The sequence below is a fragment of the Variovorax sp. UMC13 genome, assembly GCF_014170375.1.
In the GTDB taxonomy this organism is placed as follows: domain Bacteria; phylum Pseudomonadota; class Gammaproteobacteria; order Burkholderiales; family Burkholderiaceae_C; genus Variovorax.
The window spans coordinates 28140-43885 of sequence record NZ_LZZW01000023.1 but is presented as its reverse complement, the minus strand read 5'-3'; the positions used below and the strand labels follow the sequence as shown (position 1 = coordinate 43885).

Here is a 15746-nt window from a genome sequence, read left to right as displayed (position 1 = left end):
TGAGATGCCATGTGGCAGGCAGATGCGTAGGGAGACTCGGTGCGCGGCGCGAAATGCCGCCCCGCAGCCACCTATAATCCTCATTTCCCACTGACCGGACCTGAAAAGTCTGGAAATGGCATGACCAAATTCGTCTTCGTCACCGGCGGTGTGGTGTCTTCCCTGGGCAAGGGAATCGCCTCCGCCTCTCTCGCCGCCATCCTTGAATCGCGCGGCCTCTCCGTCACCCTGATCAAGCTGGATCCGTACATCAACGTCGATCCCGGCACGATGTCGCCGTTCCAGCACGGCGAGGTGTTCGTCACCGACGACGGGGCCGAAACCGACCTCGACCTCGGCCACTACGAGCGCTTCATCAACACCCGGATGCGCAAGGCCAACAACTTCACGACCGGCCAGATCTACAAGTCGGTGCTCGAGAAGGAACGCCGCGGCGACTACCTCGGCAAGACCGTGCAGGTGATCCCGCACATCACCAACGAGATCCAGGAATACATCAAGCGCGGCGCCGGCATCGACACCGCGCACGAGGTCGACGTCGCGATCGTCGAGATCGGCGGCACGGTGGGCGACATCGAGTCGCTGCCCTTCCTCGAGGCGGTGCGCCAGATGAGCCTGCGCAACGGCCCCAACAACTCGGCCTTCGTGCACCTGTCGTACGTGCCCTGGATCGCCGCAGCCGGCGAACTCAAGACCAAGCCGACCCAGCACACGGCCAAGGAACTGCGCGCCATCGGCATCCAGGCCGACGTGCTGCTGTGCCGCGCCGACCGCCCGATCCCCGACGACGAGCGCGCCAAGATCTCGCTGTTCTCGAACGTGCCCGAGTGGGGCGTGATCTCGATGTGGGACGTCGACACCATCTACAAGGTGCCGCGCATGCTGCACGAGCAGGGCCTCGACGGCCTGATCTGCGACAAGCTGCGCATCAACACGCCGCCGGCCAAGCTCAAGCGCTGGGACGACCTGGTCTACGAGGTCGAGCACCCGCAGCGCGAAGTCACCATCGCGATGGTCGGCAAGTACGTCGACCTGTCGGACAGCTACAAGTCGGTCAACGAGGCGCTGCGCCACGCCGGCATGAAAAACCATGCCCGCGTGAAGATCGAGTACGTCGACTCCGAAACCATCACGCCGCAGGACGTCTCGCGCCTGGCCAAGTACGACGCCATCCTGGTGCCCGGCGGCTTCGGCCAGCGCGGCGTCGAGGGCAAGATCTCCACCGCCCGCTTCGCCCGCGAAAGCAAGGTGCCCTACCTCGGCATCTGCCTGGGCATGCAGGTCGCGACCATCGAGTACGCGCGCAACGTGGCCGGCCTCAAGAACGCCAACAGCACCGAGTTCGACCCCGACACCCCCACCCCCGTGATCGCGCTGATCACCGAGTGGAAGGACGCCGACGGCACGGTGAAGAAGCGCAACGAGAAGTCCGACCTCGGCGGCACCATGCGCCTGGGCGCGCAGAGCTCCGACGTGTCGCCCGACACGCTGGCGCACAGCATCTACGGCGACGTGGTGACCGAGCGCCATCGCCACCGCTACGAAGCCAACGTCAACTACCTCGACCAGCTGCGCGATGCCGGCCTGGTGATCTCGGCGCTCACGCAGCGCGAGCACCTGACCGAGATCGTCGAACTGCCGGTCGACGTGCACCCCTGGTTCATCGGCGTGCAGTTCCACCCGGAATTCAAGTCCACGCCGTGGAGCGGTCATCCGTTGTTCAATGCATTCATCAAGGCCGCGCTCGACCACCAGGGCGCGGGCAAGAAGGCCTTGAAGTCCGTCGCCTGAAGAAGGAAAGACCCACCATGAAGCTTTGCGGATTCGACATCGGGCTGGACCAGCCCTTCTTCCTGATCGCCGGACCCTGTGTGGTCGAGTCCGAGCAACTGCAGATGGACACCGCCGGCACGCTCAAGGAAATCACCTCGGCACTCGGCATCCCCTTCATCTTCAAGAGCAGCTTCGACAAGGCCAACCGCTCCTCGGGCACCAGCTTCCGCGGCCCGGGCCGCGACAAGGGCCTGGAGATCCTGGCCAAGGTCAAGCGCGAGCTGAACCTGCCGGTGCTCACCGACGTGCACACGCACGAGGACATCACCGAGGCCGCCAAGGTGGTCGACGTGCTGCAGACGCCCGCCTTCCTGTGCCGCCAGACCGACTTCATCCACGCCGCGGCGCAGTCGGGCAAGCCGGTCAACATCAAGAAGGGCCAGTTCCTCGCGCCGCACGACATGAAGAACGTGATCGACAAGGCGCGCGCGGCGGCGCGCGAGGCCGGCCTCGACGAGGACAGCTTCATGGCCTGCGAACGCGGCGCGAGCTTCGGCTACAACAACCTGGTGTCGGACATGCGCTCGCTGGCGATCATGCGCGAGACCCGGGCACCGGTGGTGTTCGACGCGACCCACTCGGTGCAGCTGCCCGGCGGCCAGGGCACGACCTCGGGCGGCCAGCGCGAGATGGTGCCGGTGCTGTCGCGCGCGGCGGTGGCGGTGGGCGTCGCGGGCCTGTTCATGGAAACGCACCCCGACCCATCGAAGGCGCTGAGCGACGGCCCCAACGCCGTGCCGCTCAAGCACATGAAGGCCTTGCTCGAGACGCTGGTCGCGCTCGACCGGGTCACCAAGCAGAACGCATTCCTCGAGGACATCTTCCAGTCATGAGCGCAGCGCCGAACCGCTTCAAGCAAGCGAAGGCCCCATCTGGGGGCAGCGAGTACACGACAGTGACGCGCGTGGGGGCACGATGACTGCCTACATCATTGCCCACGTCGAAGTGACGAATCCGACCCAGTACGAGGAGTACAAGAAGTGGTCGACGGCCGCCATGCAGGTGCATGGGGCCGAGGTCTGCGTGCGCGGCGGCAAGGTCGAAGTGCTCGAAGGCGACTGGACGCCCGAGCGCCTGGTGGTGCTCAAGTTCCCCAGCGTGGAAGCCGCCAAGAAGTTCGACAGCTCCCCCGAATACGGCAAGGCGCGCGCGTCGCGCCAGGGCGCCGCGATCATGCGGATGATCGTGGTCGAAGGCGTGGCTTGAGGCGCCTCCTTGCGGTGCCGTGCACCCGCCCTTTTCAGCCCTCCCCTCACGGGGTGGGCGCGAGATGAATCTATTTAAATCGGAGAAAAAATGAGTGCAATCGTTGACATCGTCGGGCGCGAAATTCTCGACAGCCGCGGCAACCCCACCGTCGAGTGCGACGTGCTGCTCGAATCGGGCACCATGGGCCGCGCGGCCGTGCCTTCGGGCGCATCGACCGGTTCGCGTGAAGCGATCGAACTGCGCGACGGCGATGCCAAGCGCTACCTCGGCAAGGGCGTGCTGAAGGCGGTCGAGAACATCAATACCGAGATCTCCGAATCGGTGCTCGGTCTGGACGCTTCGGAACAGGCCTTCCTGGACCGCACGCTGCTCGACCTCGACGGCACCGAGAACAAGGCCCGCCTGGGCGCCAACGCCACGCTGGCCGTGTCGATGGCCGTGGCCCGCGCCGCGGCCGAGGAATCGGGCCTGCCGCTGTACCGCTACTTCGGCGGCATGGGCGGCATGCAGCTGCCGGTGCCGATGATGAACGTCATCAACGGCGGCGCGCACGCCAACAACAGCCTGGACCTGCAGGAGTTCATGATCATCCCCGTGGGCGCCAAGAGCTTCCGCGAAGCGGTGCGTTACGGCGCCGAGACCTTCCACGCGCTCAAGAAGATCCTGAGCGACCGCGGCATCAGCACCGCCGTCGGCGACGAAGGCGGCTTCGCCCCCAGCGTGGCCAGCCATGAGGAAGCGATCCAGCTGATCCTCGAGGCGATCGACAAGGCGGGCTACGTGGCCGGCGAGCAGATCGCGCTGGGCCTGGACTGCGCCGCGAGCGAGTTCTACAAGGACGGCAAGTACGTGCTGTCGGGCGAGTACCTGTCGCTGTCGGCCGAGAGCTGGACCGACATGCTCGAGACCTGGGTCGACAAGTACCCGATCATCAGCATCGAAGACGGCATGCACGAAGGCGACTGGGACGGCTGGAAGCACCTGACCGAACGCCTGGGCAAGCGCGTGCAGTTGGTGGGCGACGACCTGTTCGTCACCAACACCAAGATCCTGCAAGAGGGCATCGACAAGGGCATCGCCAACTCGATCCTGATCAAGATCAACCAGATCGGCACGCTGACCGAGACCTTCGCCGCCATCGAGATGGCCAAGCGCGCGGGCTACACGGCCGTGATCTCGCACCGTTCGGGCGAGACCGAGGACAGCACCATCGCCGACATCGCGGTGGGCACCAACGCCGGCCAGATCAAGACCGGCTCGCTGTCGCGCTCGGACCGCACGGCCAAGTACAACCAGCTGCTGCGCATCGAGGAAGACCTCGGCGACATCGCCAGCTACCCCGGCCGCGGCGCGTTCTACAACCTGCGTTAAGAGCCGCTTCGGCGCCGCATGCGCTCGCGCATCGTTCCCCTCGTCCTGGCCCTGCTGCTGCTGATCCTTCAGTGGCAGCTGTGGACCGGGCGCGGGAGCGTGCCCGAGGTGGCGCGGCTCGAATCCAGGCTGGTGGCCCAGAAGGAGGCCAACGCCCGCGCGGCGCTGGCCAACGAGCGGCTGGGCTCGGAGGTCAACGACCTCAAGGAAGGCCTCGAGATGGTGGAAGAGCGTGCACGGCAGGAGCTGGGCATGGTCAAGCCGGACGAGGTTTTCGTACAAATAACGAAGTAACCCCCAGGCTCCGCGCACTTCGTGTCGCTTCTCCCTCCCCCTTTTCAAGGGGGCAACACCGGCGGCCCGGCAGAGCCGGTTCCGCGGTGTTTCACGAAGGGGCTTCGCTTCGCTTGCCGCTGATGGCGACGGGCCCCCTCTTACTCCTTGCAGAATGCGGTGATGCCTGAGTTCTTTTCCGCGCCCGCCTTCGTGCTCTGGGGCGCTCCGACCAGTTGGCTCGAGGTGCTCGCGGCGTCGCTGGCGCTGGTCATGGTGGGCTGCAACATGCGCGAGATCCATTGGGGCTGGCCGCTGGCGATCGTGAGTTCGCTGCTGTATTTCGGCGTGTTCGCGCAGGCCCGCATCTATGGCGACGCCTCGCTGCAGATCTTCTTCGCCAGCGTCGCGTTCTGGGGCTGGTTCCAGTGGCTGCGCGGGCATCGCGCCGACGGCAGCGCGCTGCGGGTGACGCGGCTGTCGCCGCGCGGCATCGCGCTGGTGCTGGTCGCCTGCGCCGTGGCCTGGCCCGCGGTCGCGCTCTTCCTGCGCCGCTTCACCGACACCGACGTGCCCTGGTGGGACGGCTTCGCCACCGGGCTGAGCCTGGTCGGCCAGTTCCTGCTGGGGCGCAAGTACATCGAGAACTGGCTGGTCTGGCTCGCGGTCAATGCGGTGAGCATCGGCTTGTTCATCCACAAGGGGCTGTGGCTCACCGTGGGCCTCTATGCGGTGTTCGCGGCCCTCAGCGTGGCGGGCTACCTCGCCTGGCAGCGGCGCCTGCCGAGGGTGGCCGCATGACGCCTTCGCTGTCCGCGGGCTGCGTGATCGCGGTGCTCGGCGCCGAGAGCACGGGCAAGACCGCGCTCGCGGGCGCGCTGACCGAGCGGCTGACGCAGCGCGGCATCGTCGCCACCCTGGTGCCCGAGTACCTGCGCGAATGGTGCGAGCGCGAGGGCCGCACGCCGCGGCCCGACGAGCAGGCCGCCATCGCCGCTGAGCAGAGCCGGCGCATCGCGCTGGCCGCGCGGCAGGGCGTGGCAGTGGCCGACACCACGGCGCTCATGACCGCGGTCTACAGCGAGCTGCTGTTCGACGACCGTTCGCTCCATGCCGACGCGCTGGCCGCGCAGGCCGGCTACGCCGTGACGCTGCTCACCGCGCTCGACCTGCCCTGGGTGGCCGACGGCCTGCAGCGCGACGGGCCGCATGTGCGCGAACCGGTCGATGCGCTGGTGCGGGCCGCGCTGGGCCGGGGCGGCATCTCGTACGCGGTGGTGCACGGCAGCGGCGGCGAGCGCTTGAGCAATGCCTGGAATGCGCTGAACCTGGCCGCGCAGTCCGAGGCGCCCGCCGCGCGTCGCCCGGCCGGCCGCGCCAGGGAAGGCTGGCAGTGGTCGTGCGAGAAATGCTCCGACCCGGTGTGCGAACATCGCCTCTTCACCGAACTGGTGGCACGACGCTCCTGAAGGCGGCCACGCCGCCCTCGTTGGGAGATGCCGATGCAGTGGCTTCACTGGGTTCCCTTTGTCTGCCTGGCGGCGAGCGGGCCGGCCATCGCCGCCCCCGCGCTGGCGACGGTGGTCAACCAGAGCACGGCCACGGCCTGCGCCGAAGAAGACAACGTGTCCGTGGCCCTGAGCGGGCCGCGCATCGCCGGCTTTCGGGTCGAAGCACTGCAGCCGGCCTACCTCGATCGCATCGAGCGCGACACCACCGCCCCCGACTTCTCCGGCTGCAACTTCGACGGCGGCACGCACCCCACCGACCCGGCCTTCGATTTCGAGCCAGGCCGCCTGGTGCTGCACGACGGCCCGCGCTGGCGCATCGTCGGGCTCACCCTGGCCCGCTTCTGGCGGCCGCAGCGCGTGCCCGTGACGGTCGACGGCCGCACCGTGCGCGGCATTCATCTGCTGCAGGTCTTCGCCAAGACGGGCGACGGCGCCGAGCCGAAGGAGGCCCTGGTGATGTACCCGTCGGACGGCTCATGGCGCCTCAAGCCCCTGCCTGAAGCGCGCTTCGGCGACGGCGTCTACGGCTCAACCTTCCTGCTGGGACCGGTCACCCAGGCGCGCAGGCCCGTAGTGGACATCGCCTCGATCACGGTCGCGACGCAGCCGCTTGTGCTGCGGCTGCGCTTTGCCGATGGCGGCAAGGCACGGGTGACAGTGGCCGAGATCAGCCGCCGGCGCACCGCGCTCGACGTCGCGCTGCGGCCCGCCGCAGCGGACGGCCGGCCCTTCGCCGTGCTGCGTTCGATGTACGTGCAGCCCGACAACGCCGACGTCAGCGAGCTGCAGTGGCGCGCCACGCCCGACACCGCGCCGACCGTGACGGCGCTGCCGGAACTCGGCACGCTGCGGGCCATGGACCTGCGCTTTGCGCGCAGCCCGCCCTCCAGGCACAACACCAGCGCGCCCGACATCCGCTTCAGCGGCTTCGCGACGGCGCGCTGACGCGGCCTCACTGGACCGTGGGACTGGCCGGCAGCTGGTTGCCCGGCGGCCGGAAGATCTGGGCCGCGTCGACCGCGTCGAAGCGGTACTGCTTGCCGCAGAAATCGCAGCCGACCTCGATGTCGCCGCGCTCGGCGAGGATCTCCTCGGCTTCTTCCACGCCCAGGCCGCGGATCATCTGCGCCACGCGTTCGCGGCTGCAGTTGCAGGCGAAGTGCGGGCCCAGCGCGCCGACCTGCGGCTGGAAGCGCAGCACCTTCTCTTCCCAGAACAGACGCCGCAGGATGGTCTCGACGTCGAGCGTCAGCAGTTCCTCGCGCGTCAGGGTCGAGGCCAGGATCGAGATCCGGTTGTAGTCCTCGTTGCGGCCGATCTCGTCCTCGTTGGCCAGGTTCAGGTCGCTGCCCGCCGTGCCCTCGAGGTTGCCCTCGCCCTTGACCGGCAGGCGCTGGATCAGCAGGCCGGCCGCGACCTTGTCGTCGGCCGCCAGCACCAGCGTGGTGTCGAGCTGTTCGCTCTGCAGCATGTAGTGCTGCAGCACGTCGCTGAGCTTGCCCAGCTTCTGGCCGTCGTCGCCGAACAGCGGCACCACGCCCTGGTAGGGCTGCTGGCCGGGCACGCGGCCCTTGGGCTCGAGCGTGATCGCGCAGCGGCCCTTGTTCTGAACGTTGACCATGTCGGGGAAGCGCGCATCGGCCGGCAGCTCGCCGACCATGGTGGCGGTCGAGCGCAGGCCCAGGTCGGCCTGGACCTCGGCCACCGCGACCTTGACCGGCCCGTCGCCGAAGATCTGCAGGATCAGCGAGCCGTTGAACTTGATGTTGGACTGCATCAGCGTGGCGGCCGCGGTCATCTCGCCCAGCAGCTCGGCCACCGGCGCCGGGTAGGCCCCGGTGGTGGTGTTGGCGGCGCGGCGCGCCAGGATTTCCTGCCAGGCGTCGGTCAGGCGCACGATCATGCCGCGCACCGGCATGCCGTCGAACAGGAATTTGTGCAGCTCGCTCACAGCATCGTCTTTCTCTTGATCAGGCTTTTTCTTCACGTGACATACCGCGGAGCCGGCTTTGCCGGGCCGCTGGCATGGCCCCCTGCAAGGGGGAGGGAGGCCACACGAAGTGGGCAAGCCTGGGGGGTTAGCTGATTCTCTTGAGGCCCTTCGCAAAGCGATGGGCGTTTTCCACATAGTGTTCCGCGCTCGCGCGCAGCTTAGCGGCCGCCGCATCGTCGAGCGTGCGCACCACCTTGGCCGGCGCGCCGATGATCAGGGAGTTGTCCGGAAACTCCTTGCCCTCGGTCACCACGCTGCCGGCGCCAACGATCGAGTTGCGGCCGATCTTCGCGTTATTCAAGACCACGGCCTGGATGCCGATCAGCGTGTTGTCGCCGATGGTGCAGCCGTGCAGCATGACCTGGTGGCCGACCGTGACGTTCTCGCCCAGTGTCAGCGGGCAGCCGATGTCGGCGTGCAGCACCGACAGGTCCTGCACGTTGCTGTTGCGGCCGATGGTGAGGGTCTCGGTGTCGCCGCGCAGCACCGCGCCGAACCAGACGCTGGCATTCTCGCCCAGCACCACCGCGCCCATCACCTGCGCGCTGTCGGCGACCCAGGCGCCTTCCGCCAGCTGCGGCGCCACGCCATCGAGTTCATAGAGGGCCATCGCGGTGTCTCCTTGTTCTGGGGCTAAAACTAGAATTGTAGGGATGCACCCCCGTTTAGGCGCCCTCGCCGCCCTGCGCCTGACCGATCCCGAGGCCAAGGTGGCCGCCACGCGCGCGCTCGCGGCCGATGCCGCCACCCTTTCCCTGCCCCCGGTCACGCTGCACGGCAGCGTCGACGAAACCGATGTCCCCGGCCGGCCCGAGCGCCCTCTGCGCGTGGGCGCGACCGAGGTCGGCAAGCGCTCGCCCTTCACGCCCGAGGGCCGGGCCGCGCTGATCCATTCGATCTGCCACATCGAGTTCAACGCGATCAACCTCGCGCTCGACGCCGTCTGGCGCTTCGACGGCATGCCCGAGGCCTACTACCGCGACTGGCTGCGCGTGGCCGGCGAGGAGGCGCTGCACTTCGAGCTGCTGCATGCGCACCTGCGGACCCTGGGCTTCGGCTATGGCGACTTCAGCGGCCACGACGGCCTGTGGGCCATGTGCGAGAAGACCGCGCACGACGTGCTCGCGCGCATGGCGCTGGTGCCGCGCACCCTCGAGGCGCGCGGGCTCGACGCCACGCCGCTGATCCAGGCCAAGCTCCAGCGCGTGGCCACGCCCGATGCGAGCGCGGCCATCGCGATCCTCGACATCATCCTCCGCGACGAGGTCGGCCATGTGGCCGTGGGCAACCGCTGGTACCGCTGGGCCTGCGAGCGCGACGGCTTCGACCCGGTCGCGCACTACCGCGTGCTCTACCGCCGGCACGACGCGCCGCGGCTGCGCGCGCCCTTCAACCTCGAGGCGCGCGCGCTGGCCGGCTTCACCGAGGAAGAGCTGAACGAGCTGGTGGCCGGTTAGGGCCGGCTCGCCACCACCAGCTTCGGCCCGAAGCGCTGCAGCACCTCGCCGCGCTGGTTCCTGGTTTCGCAGCGCATCAGCACCATCGCGCGGCCGGGCTTGGAGCGCGAAGGAATGATCTCCATCACCTCGCCCTCCACATGCAGCACGTCGCCGGGACGGGTCGGCTGCGGCCACTGGATCTCGCCGCCGGACCCGATCACGCCGTCTGCCAGCGGCAGGCCGCTTTCCACCAGCAGCTTCATCGTGAGCGCCGCCGTGTGCCAGCCGCTCGCGGCCAGGCCGCCGAAGAAAGTGGACTGCGCCGCCTCGGGGTCGGTGTGGAAAGGCTGCGGGTCGAACTGCCGCGCGAAGGCGATGATCTGCGCCGCATCGAGCGCATGCTCGCCGGTCGTGAAGCGGTCGCCGACCCGGAGGTCATCGAGGTAGAGTTTTTTCGACAAGAAGGTCTCCTGGGAAATCGGGTGCAGCCATCTTGTCACGGCCCCGCTCAGACGCGTTCGAGCACCGTCGCAATGCCCTGCCCGCCGCCGATGCACTGGGTCGACAGCGCATAGCGCCCGTTCTCGCGCACCAGCAGCGAAGCGGCCTTGCCCGTGATGCGCGCGCCTGTGGCGCCCAGCGGATGGCCGATGGCCAGGCCGCCGCCGTCGAGGTTGACCGTGGTCGGGTCGAGCCCGAGGTCGCGGATGCAGGCCAGCGCCTGCGAGGAGAAGGCCTCGTTGATCTCGACCACGTCGAGGTCGGCCACCGTGAGACCGGCCCGCGCCAGCGCCTTGCGTGTGGCCGGGATCGGGCCGATGCCCATCACCGCCGGGTCCACGCCCACCGAGGCGAAGGCGCGGATGCGCGCCATCGGCTTCAGGCCATGCTTTTCGGCAAAGGCATCGCTGGTGACCAGCACCACGGCGGCACCGTCGGTCAGCGGCGACGAGGTGCCGGCCGTGACCGAGCCGTCGGGCCGGAAGGCCAGCTTGAGCCCGGCCAGCGCCTCGGCCGAAGTGCCGGGGCGGATGCAGCCGTCGGCTTCGACGAACTCGCCGTTGGCCAGGCGCACCGGCACGATCTCCTCGGCCAGCCGGCCTTCGGCGCGCGCGGCCGCGGCCTTGCGGTGCGACTCGACCGCCAGCGCTTCCTGGTCGGCGCGGCTCACGTTCCAGCGCGTGGCCACGTTCTCGGCGGTCTCGCCCATCGAGATGTAGGCCTGCGTGTTCGCCAGCAGTTCCGGGCTGGGCGAGAAGTTGAAGCCGCCCTGCGGCACCATGGTCATCGACTCGACGCCCACGCACAGAAAGGCCTCGCCCATGCCGGCCTCGATCTGCGCGGCCGCGATGTGCACCGCCTGCATCGAGGAGCCGCAGAAGCGGTTGACCGTCATGCCACCCACCTCCAGCGGCAGGCCCGCGAGCAGGCCGACGATGCGCGCCAGGTTGTTGCCCTGCGACGCCTCGGGGTAGGCACAGCCCAGGATCACGTCCTCGATCAGCGCCGGGTCGAGGTCGGTGCGCGCCAGCAGGCCGCTCACCGCCTGCGCGGCCAGCGTGCCGGGCCGGACTTCGGCCAGGGCGCCCTTGCGCGCGAAGTGGAAGGGGGTGCGCGCATAGGCGGCGATGACGGCTTTCATGACGGTTCCTTTCAATGATTGACTACCAACCGATCGGTAGTCTTTGAGGGCTGAAAAAAGGCACGCCAGGCGTGCCGCGGGGAATTGGGTTGTCTCAGGTCGGCAGCATGGCTTTCAATGGGTCGATGACCGCGTCGAAATCCTCGGGCCGGCCGCTCATGCGGGCCGACAGCAGCGCGCCCTGGGCGGTCGCGAACACGCAGGCGGCCAACGCGCCGGCCGACACCGGCTTCGCGGCGCCGTGCACCAGCGCGCCCAGCACGCCGGTGAGCCACATGAGTTGGGTGTCGCGCAGCTCGCGCACGGTCTGGCGCAGCTCGTCCTCGATGCAGTCCCAGCCCGGCGCCAGCGCGCCCGCGGGGCAGACCGCCGCGCCGGCCTGCAGGGCGTTCCGGTACATGAGGAAGTAGGCCTCCAGCGCCTCGGCCGGCGCGCGCGGCTTGGCGGCCCAGTCCTTGAAGGACTGGTTCGATTCGCGCAGCACCGCGATGCCCAGCGCTTCCTTGCTCGGGAAATGGTGGTAGAGGCTGGCCTTGCGAATGCCGATCTCGTCGGCCACGTCCTGGAAGCTGAAGCCCAGGTAGGAGCGCGTGCGGATCAGCCGGCGCGCCACGCGCACGATCTGTTCGCGCGTGGAGGGGGCGGCAAGCGAGGCAGTGGGCATGGGCCTACTATAAGGTAGGCTGGCAGCGCACGCCAGCCTGGCACTGCCGATGACCCTGTCGCTCAGTCGGCCTTGATGCCCGCCGCCTTGATGGCCCGGCCGTTGCTCTCGTACTCGGCCACGATGGCCTTGGCGAAGTCGGCTGCGGCACCGCCGGTCGGGACGTTGTCGGTCGCGACCAGCTTGGCGCGCAGTTCGGGCGTGGCCAGCGCCTTGTTGATCTCGGCGTTGTAGCGCGCGGCCAGCGACTGCGGCAGCCCGGCCGGCGCGAACACGCCGAAGAGCGAGGACAGGTTGGCGGCCGGGTAGCCCAGCTCGGCCAGCGTGGGCACCTCGGGCAGGCTCTCGAGCCGCGCCGGCGCGCCCACCGCCAGCGGCCGCAGCTTGCCGGCCTTGATGTACTGCGACAGCGCGCCGCCCGCGTTGGTCGACAGCACCTCGAACTGGCCGCTGATCGCATCGTTCATCTGCTGGCCGCCGCCCTTGTAGGGCACGTGCGTGACCTCGATGCGCGCGCCGACGTGCAGCTGCTCCAGCATGATGTGGCCCAGCGAGGCCTGGCCCGAGGTGGCCCAGCGGATCGCGCCGGGCTTGGCTTTCGCATCGGCCAGCAGGCCGGCGAAGTCCTTGCTCGTGCTGGCCGAGGTGGCCATCAGCAGCACCGGCGAATACATCACGCTGGCGATCGGCTGGATGTCCTTCAGCGGATCGAAGGGCGACTTGCCCAGGTGCGGGTTGAGCACCAGCGGGCTGATCGCCGAGAAGCCCAGCGTGGCGCCGTCGGGCGCTGCCTTGGCCACCGCGTCCATGCCGATGCTGCCGCTGGCGCCGGCCTTGTTGTCGATCACCACCGGGATGTTCATCTGCGCCGCCAGCCGGTCGGCCAGCGCGCGCGCCACGGTGTCGCTCACGCCGCCCGCGGGATAGGCGACGACGATGCGCAAGGTCTTGGGCAGGGCCTGCGCCGAGGCGGCGGCGCCGCAGAGCGTGCCGGCGGCGGCCAGGGCCAGGGCGGACAGGGCCAGCGCGCCGCGCCGCGAAATTCGGGAATCCATTCGATCGTTCTCGTTGAAGGTTGTTCGGTTCTCAGTCCAGCTGCAATTTGCGTTCCCGGATCAGCTTGGCCCATTTCTCGTTGTCGGCCTTCACGAAGGCCGAGAAGGCCGTCGGCCCCAGCGAATGCACTTCCGCGCCCGCGACCGCGAACTTGGCCTGGATGTCGGGCTGCGCCAGCACCTTGGCCAGCTCGTTCGACAGCCGGTCGACCACGTCCCTGGGCATGCCCGCCGGCCCCACCAGGCCCTGGAAGCCGACCGACTCCATGCCGCCCAGGCCCAGCTCGGCCACCGTGGGCACGTCGGGCAGTTGCGGGTCGCGCTTGGGGCCGGTCACGGCCAGCGCCTTGAGCTTGCCGCCCTTGACCTGCGGCAGCAGCACGCTGCCGGCGTCGATCAGGATCTGCGTCTGTCCACCGATCAGGTCCTGCACCGCCGGCGCGCTGCCCTTGTAGGGCACGTGCGTCATGTCCAGGCCGGTGACCTGGTTCATGAGTTCACCGTTGAGATGGGTCGAGGTGCCAGCGCCGCCCGAGGCGAAGTTGACCTTGCCCGGCTGCCCCTTGGCCCAGGCCACGAAGGCCTTGAGGTCCTTGGCCGGATGGTCGTTGCGCGTGACGGCGATGTAGCTGCCCTGGCTGATCTGGCCGATGTAGGTGAACTGCTTCACCGGGTCGTAGGGCGGCTTGGACTGCAGGTAGGGCGCGATGGCGAAGGGGCCGGTGTTGGCCAGCAGCAGCGTGTAGCCGTCGGGCGCCTGCCGGGTCAGCTCGGTCGCGGCGATCATGCCGCTGGCGCCGGGCTTGTAGTCGACCACCATCTGCTGCTTGAGCGCCTCCTGCAGCGGCACCTGCACCGTGCGGGCAGCGAAGTCGATGCCGCCGCCGGGCGGGTAGCCGACGATCAGGCGGATCGGCTTGGTGCTCGGGTAGCCCTGCGCCGAGGCCAGGCCCGCGGCGGCGGCGAGCGCGAGGGCGGTCCAGAAATTCTTGCGAGCGGTCATGAGGATGCGGTCTCCGTGTTGTTGTGATCCGGCACCGATTCTGCCGCCTGCCGCGCAAGGCTCAGCGCATTGCCGACCGCCGCGCCGCCGGCCGTGTTGTCGAGCACGCACCAGCATTCCGCGCCCTCGGCTCGCGCCTGGCGCAGGCGTTGCGCGACGCGCGCGAGCAGGGCCTCGTCGTAGGCCGACCAGTAGACCCGCGGCGTGCCGTGCATGCGCACATAGACCAGGCCCGGCCAGCCGCCGGGCGCGGTGGCAGCCTCATGCAGCACCGGGTCGGCCAGCACCCGGCCGACCGCGAAGCGCGCCAGCAGCGCATCGGCCTCGGGCGTGAACCAGCTCGCATGCCGCGGCTCGAGCGCCATCGCGCCGGCGTGACGCGCGCGCACATCCGAGAGAAAGCGCGCCACCACATCGGCCTCGAAAGCCAGCCGCGGCGCGAGCTGCACCAGCAGGCAGCCCAGCCGCTCGCCCAGGCCCGCGACCTGCGCGAGGAAGTCGTCGAAGGGCTGCATCGCATCGACCAGCTGGCGCTCGTGCGTGACGGTCTTGGGCAGCTTGACCGCGAAGCGGAAATGCGCGGGCGTGCTCGCGGCCCAGCGCGCATAGGTCTCGGTGCGGTGCGGCCGGTAGAAGGAGGTGTCGATCTCCACCGCGTCGAAGCGCTGCGCATAGCGCGCCAGGTGCGAGCCCTCGGCCGGGAAGTCCGGCCACTGCGCGCGCGGCAGGCTCCAGCCGGCACAGCCGATGCGCAGCGGGGGCAGGCCCGGCTTCGTCATCCGCGGGGATGGTGCTGCGCATGCAGCTGCTTGAGCCGTTCGCGCGCCACGTGGGTGTAGATGGTGGTGGTCGAGATGTCCGCATGGCCCAGCAGCAACTGCACCGCGCGCAGGTCGGCGCCGTGGTTGAGCAGGTGGGTCGCGAAGGCATGGCGCAGCGTGTGCGGCGACAGCGGCGAGCGGATGCCCGCCGCCTCGGCCTGCTTCTTCACGATGATCCAGAACATCACGCGCGTCATGCCCGCACCGCGCGCGGTCACGAAAAGGTCGGGCGTCTGCTGGCCGGCCAGGATCTCCGGGCGGGCCTCGTCCATGTAGCGCTCGATCCAGCGGCGCGCCTCGCCGCCGAAGGGCACGAGACGCTCCTTGTCGCCCTTGCCGGTCACCCGCAGCACGCCGTCGTTGAGGCTCAGCTCGATCACCTTGATCGCCACCAGTTCGCTCACACGCAGGCCGCTCGCGTACATCAGCTCGAGCATCGCGCGGTCGCGCAGGCCCAGCGGCGTGTTCACGTCGGGCGCGTTGAGCAGGTCGTCGACCTGCTGCTCCGACAGCAGCTTGATCGCGCGCGGCGCCTGGCGCGCCGGCGCGAGCCGCAGCGTGGGGTCGGCCGTGATGCGGTTCTCGCGCAGGGCCCAGCGGAAGTAGCGCTTGAACACCGTGAGCCGCCGGTTGGCAGAAGTCGCCTTGCCGGTCTTTCCTTCGCGCCCGCCGTGCACCAGGCGCTCGCCCATGTAGGCCTGCAGATCGCTCTCGGCCGTGTGGTCGAGCGCGGTGGCGCGCTCGGCCCGCAGCCATTGCGCGAACAGTGCGAGGTCCTGCCGGTAGGCCGCCAGCGTGTTCTTCGACAGGCCGTCCTCCAGCCACAGCGCGTCCACGAAGTCGTCGATCTCCGGCACGGAAGCGGGGGCGGCAGGCGTTTTCACAGGGCGGGGCATGGCCCGCAAGATAGCAAACAAAAAGCCGCCCGAAGG

The 15746-nt window shown here is 69.1% G+C and carries 18 protein-coding genes; 9 read left to right on the top strand and 9 right to left on the bottom strand.

From position 1 onward, the window contains the following. The first annotated feature begins 120 nt into the window (after nucleotides 1–120). The 8 genes from A9977_RS18050 (at nucleotide 121) to A9977_RS18015 (ending at nucleotide 7142) form a co-directional block, all read left to right on the top strand. The gene (locus A9977_RS18050) at nucleotides 121–1791 is read left to right on the top strand and encodes a CTP synthase (protein WP_183026254.1); all 1671 of its coding nucleotides are present in this window, start codon (nucleotides 121–123) and stop codon (nucleotides 1789–1791) included. A 17-nt stretch (nucleotides 1792–1808) separates the two neighbouring features. Continuing rightward, nucleotides 1809–2666, top strand: a complete 858-nt coding sequence (gene kdsA, locus A9977_RS18045; RefSeq protein WP_183026253.1) for a 3-deoxy-8-phosphooctulonate synthase — start codon at nucleotides 1809–1811, stop codon at nucleotides 2664–2666. An 82-nt stretch (nucleotides 2667–2748) separates the two neighbouring features. Continuing rightward, complete coding sequence (locus tag A9977_RS18040; protein WP_183026252.1) at nucleotides 2749–3039, top strand: DUF1330 domain-containing protein; 291 nt, start codon at nucleotides 2749–2751, stop codon at nucleotides 3037–3039. Nucleotides 3040–3129: 90 nt separating this feature from the next. After that, complete coding sequence (gene eno / locus A9977_RS18035) at nucleotides 3130–4413, top strand: phosphopyruvate hydratase (protein WP_183026251.1); 1284 nt, start codon at nucleotides 3130–3132, stop codon at nucleotides 4411–4413. Nucleotides 4414–4431: 18 nt separating this feature from the next. Next, the gene (locus A9977_RS18030) at nucleotides 4432–4707 is read left to right on the top strand and encodes a septum formation initiator family protein (protein ID WP_183026250.1); all 276 of its coding nucleotides are present in this window, start codon (nucleotides 4432–4434) and stop codon (nucleotides 4705–4707) included. A gap of 162 nt (nucleotides 4708–4869) precedes the next feature. Further along, nucleotides 4870–5487 carry a nicotinamide riboside transporter PnuC gene (pnuC, locus tag A9977_RS18025; RefSeq protein ID WP_183026249.1) on the top strand — a complete coding sequence of 206 codons (618 nt, stop codon included), beginning with the start codon at nucleotides 4870–4872 and terminating at the stop codon, nucleotides 5485–5487. Beyond that, on the top strand, nucleotides 5484–6155 hold the full coding sequence (locus A9977_RS18020; protein WP_183026248.1) for an AAA family ATPase: 672 nt from the start codon (nucleotides 5484–5486) through the stop codon (nucleotides 6153–6155). Before pnuC ends, A9977_RS18020 begins: the two co-directional genes overlap by 4 nt. A 33-nt stretch (nucleotides 6156–6188) precedes the next feature. After that, nucleotides 6189–7142, top strand: a complete 954-nt coding sequence (locus tag A9977_RS18015; RefSeq protein WP_259652030.1) for a hypothetical protein — start codon at nucleotides 6189–6191, stop codon at nucleotides 7140–7142. 7 nt (nucleotides 7143–7149) lie between these two features. Here A9977_RS18015 and A9977_RS18010 read toward each other — a convergent pair whose 3' ends face one another. After that, entirely contained in the window at nucleotides 7150–8148 is a 999-nt protein-coding gene (locus A9977_RS18010; RefSeq protein ID WP_183026246.1) for an Hsp33 family molecular chaperone HslO, read from the bottom strand. Between the two features lie 127 nt (nucleotides 8149–8275). Then, nucleotides 8276–8800, bottom strand: coding sequence for a gamma carbonic anhydrase family protein (locus A9977_RS18005; protein WP_183026245.1), 525 nt, complete (start codon nucleotides 8798–8800; stop codon nucleotides 8276–8278). A 43-nt stretch (nucleotides 8801–8843) separates the two neighbouring features. Here A9977_RS18005 and A9977_RS18000 point away from each other — a divergent pair, with 43 nt between their 5' ends. Beyond that, the gene (locus tag A9977_RS18000) at nucleotides 8844–9647 is read left to right on the top strand and encodes a ferritin-like domain-containing protein (protein WP_183026244.1); all 804 of its coding nucleotides are present in this window, start codon (nucleotides 8844–8846) and stop codon (nucleotides 9645–9647) included. On the opposite strand, the gene A9977_RS17995 is transcribed toward A9977_RS18000, so the two are convergent. The 7 genes from A9977_RS17995 to xerD all read right to left on the bottom strand — a co-directional run bounded on the left by A9977_RS17995 (nucleotide 9644) and on the right by xerD (nucleotide 15710). Further along, a complete protein-coding gene (locus tag A9977_RS17995) occupies nucleotides 9644–10090 on the bottom strand; it encodes a MaoC family dehydratase (protein ID WP_220811889.1) in 447 nt (148 codons plus the stop codon). The two genes, A9977_RS18000 and A9977_RS17995, sit on opposite strands and share 4 nt — an antisense overlap. A 47-nt stretch (nucleotides 10091–10137) precedes the next feature. Beyond that, a complete protein-coding gene (locus A9977_RS17990) occupies nucleotides 10138–11271 on the bottom strand; it encodes a thiolase family protein (protein WP_183026243.1) in 1134 nt (377 codons plus the stop codon). Nucleotides 11272–11365: 94 nt separating this feature from the next. Then, nucleotides 11366–11935: a TetR/AcrR family transcriptional regulator gene (locus A9977_RS17985; protein WP_183026242.1), complete on the bottom strand. Its 570-nt coding sequence runs from the start codon at nucleotides 11933–11935 to the stop codon at nucleotides 11366–11368. A 62-nt stretch (nucleotides 11936–11997) separates the two neighbouring features. Beyond that, entirely contained in the window at nucleotides 11998–12990 is a 993-nt protein-coding gene (locus A9977_RS17980; RefSeq protein WP_183026241.1) for a tripartite tricarboxylate transporter substrate binding protein, read from the bottom strand. 31 nt (nucleotides 12991–13021) lie between these two features. Beyond that, nucleotides 13022–13993 (bottom strand): tripartite tricarboxylate transporter substrate binding protein, encoded by a 972-nt coding sequence (locus A9977_RS17975; protein ID WP_183026240.1) that lies wholly within the window; start codon nucleotides 13991–13993, stop codon nucleotides 13022–13024. Further along, a complete protein-coding gene (locus A9977_RS17970) occupies nucleotides 13990–14772 on the bottom strand; it encodes a DUF72 domain-containing protein (RefSeq protein WP_183026239.1) in 783 nt (260 codons plus the stop codon). The genes A9977_RS17975 and A9977_RS17970 overlap by 4 nt, the downstream gene beginning before the upstream one ends. Further along, nucleotides 14769–15710, bottom strand: coding sequence for a site-specific tyrosine recombinase XerD (gene xerD, locus A9977_RS17965; protein ID WP_183026238.1), 942 nt, complete (start codon nucleotides 15708–15710; stop codon nucleotides 14769–14771). The genes A9977_RS17970 and xerD overlap by 4 nt, the downstream gene beginning before the upstream one ends. Nucleotides 15711–15746: the final 36 nt, after the last annotated feature.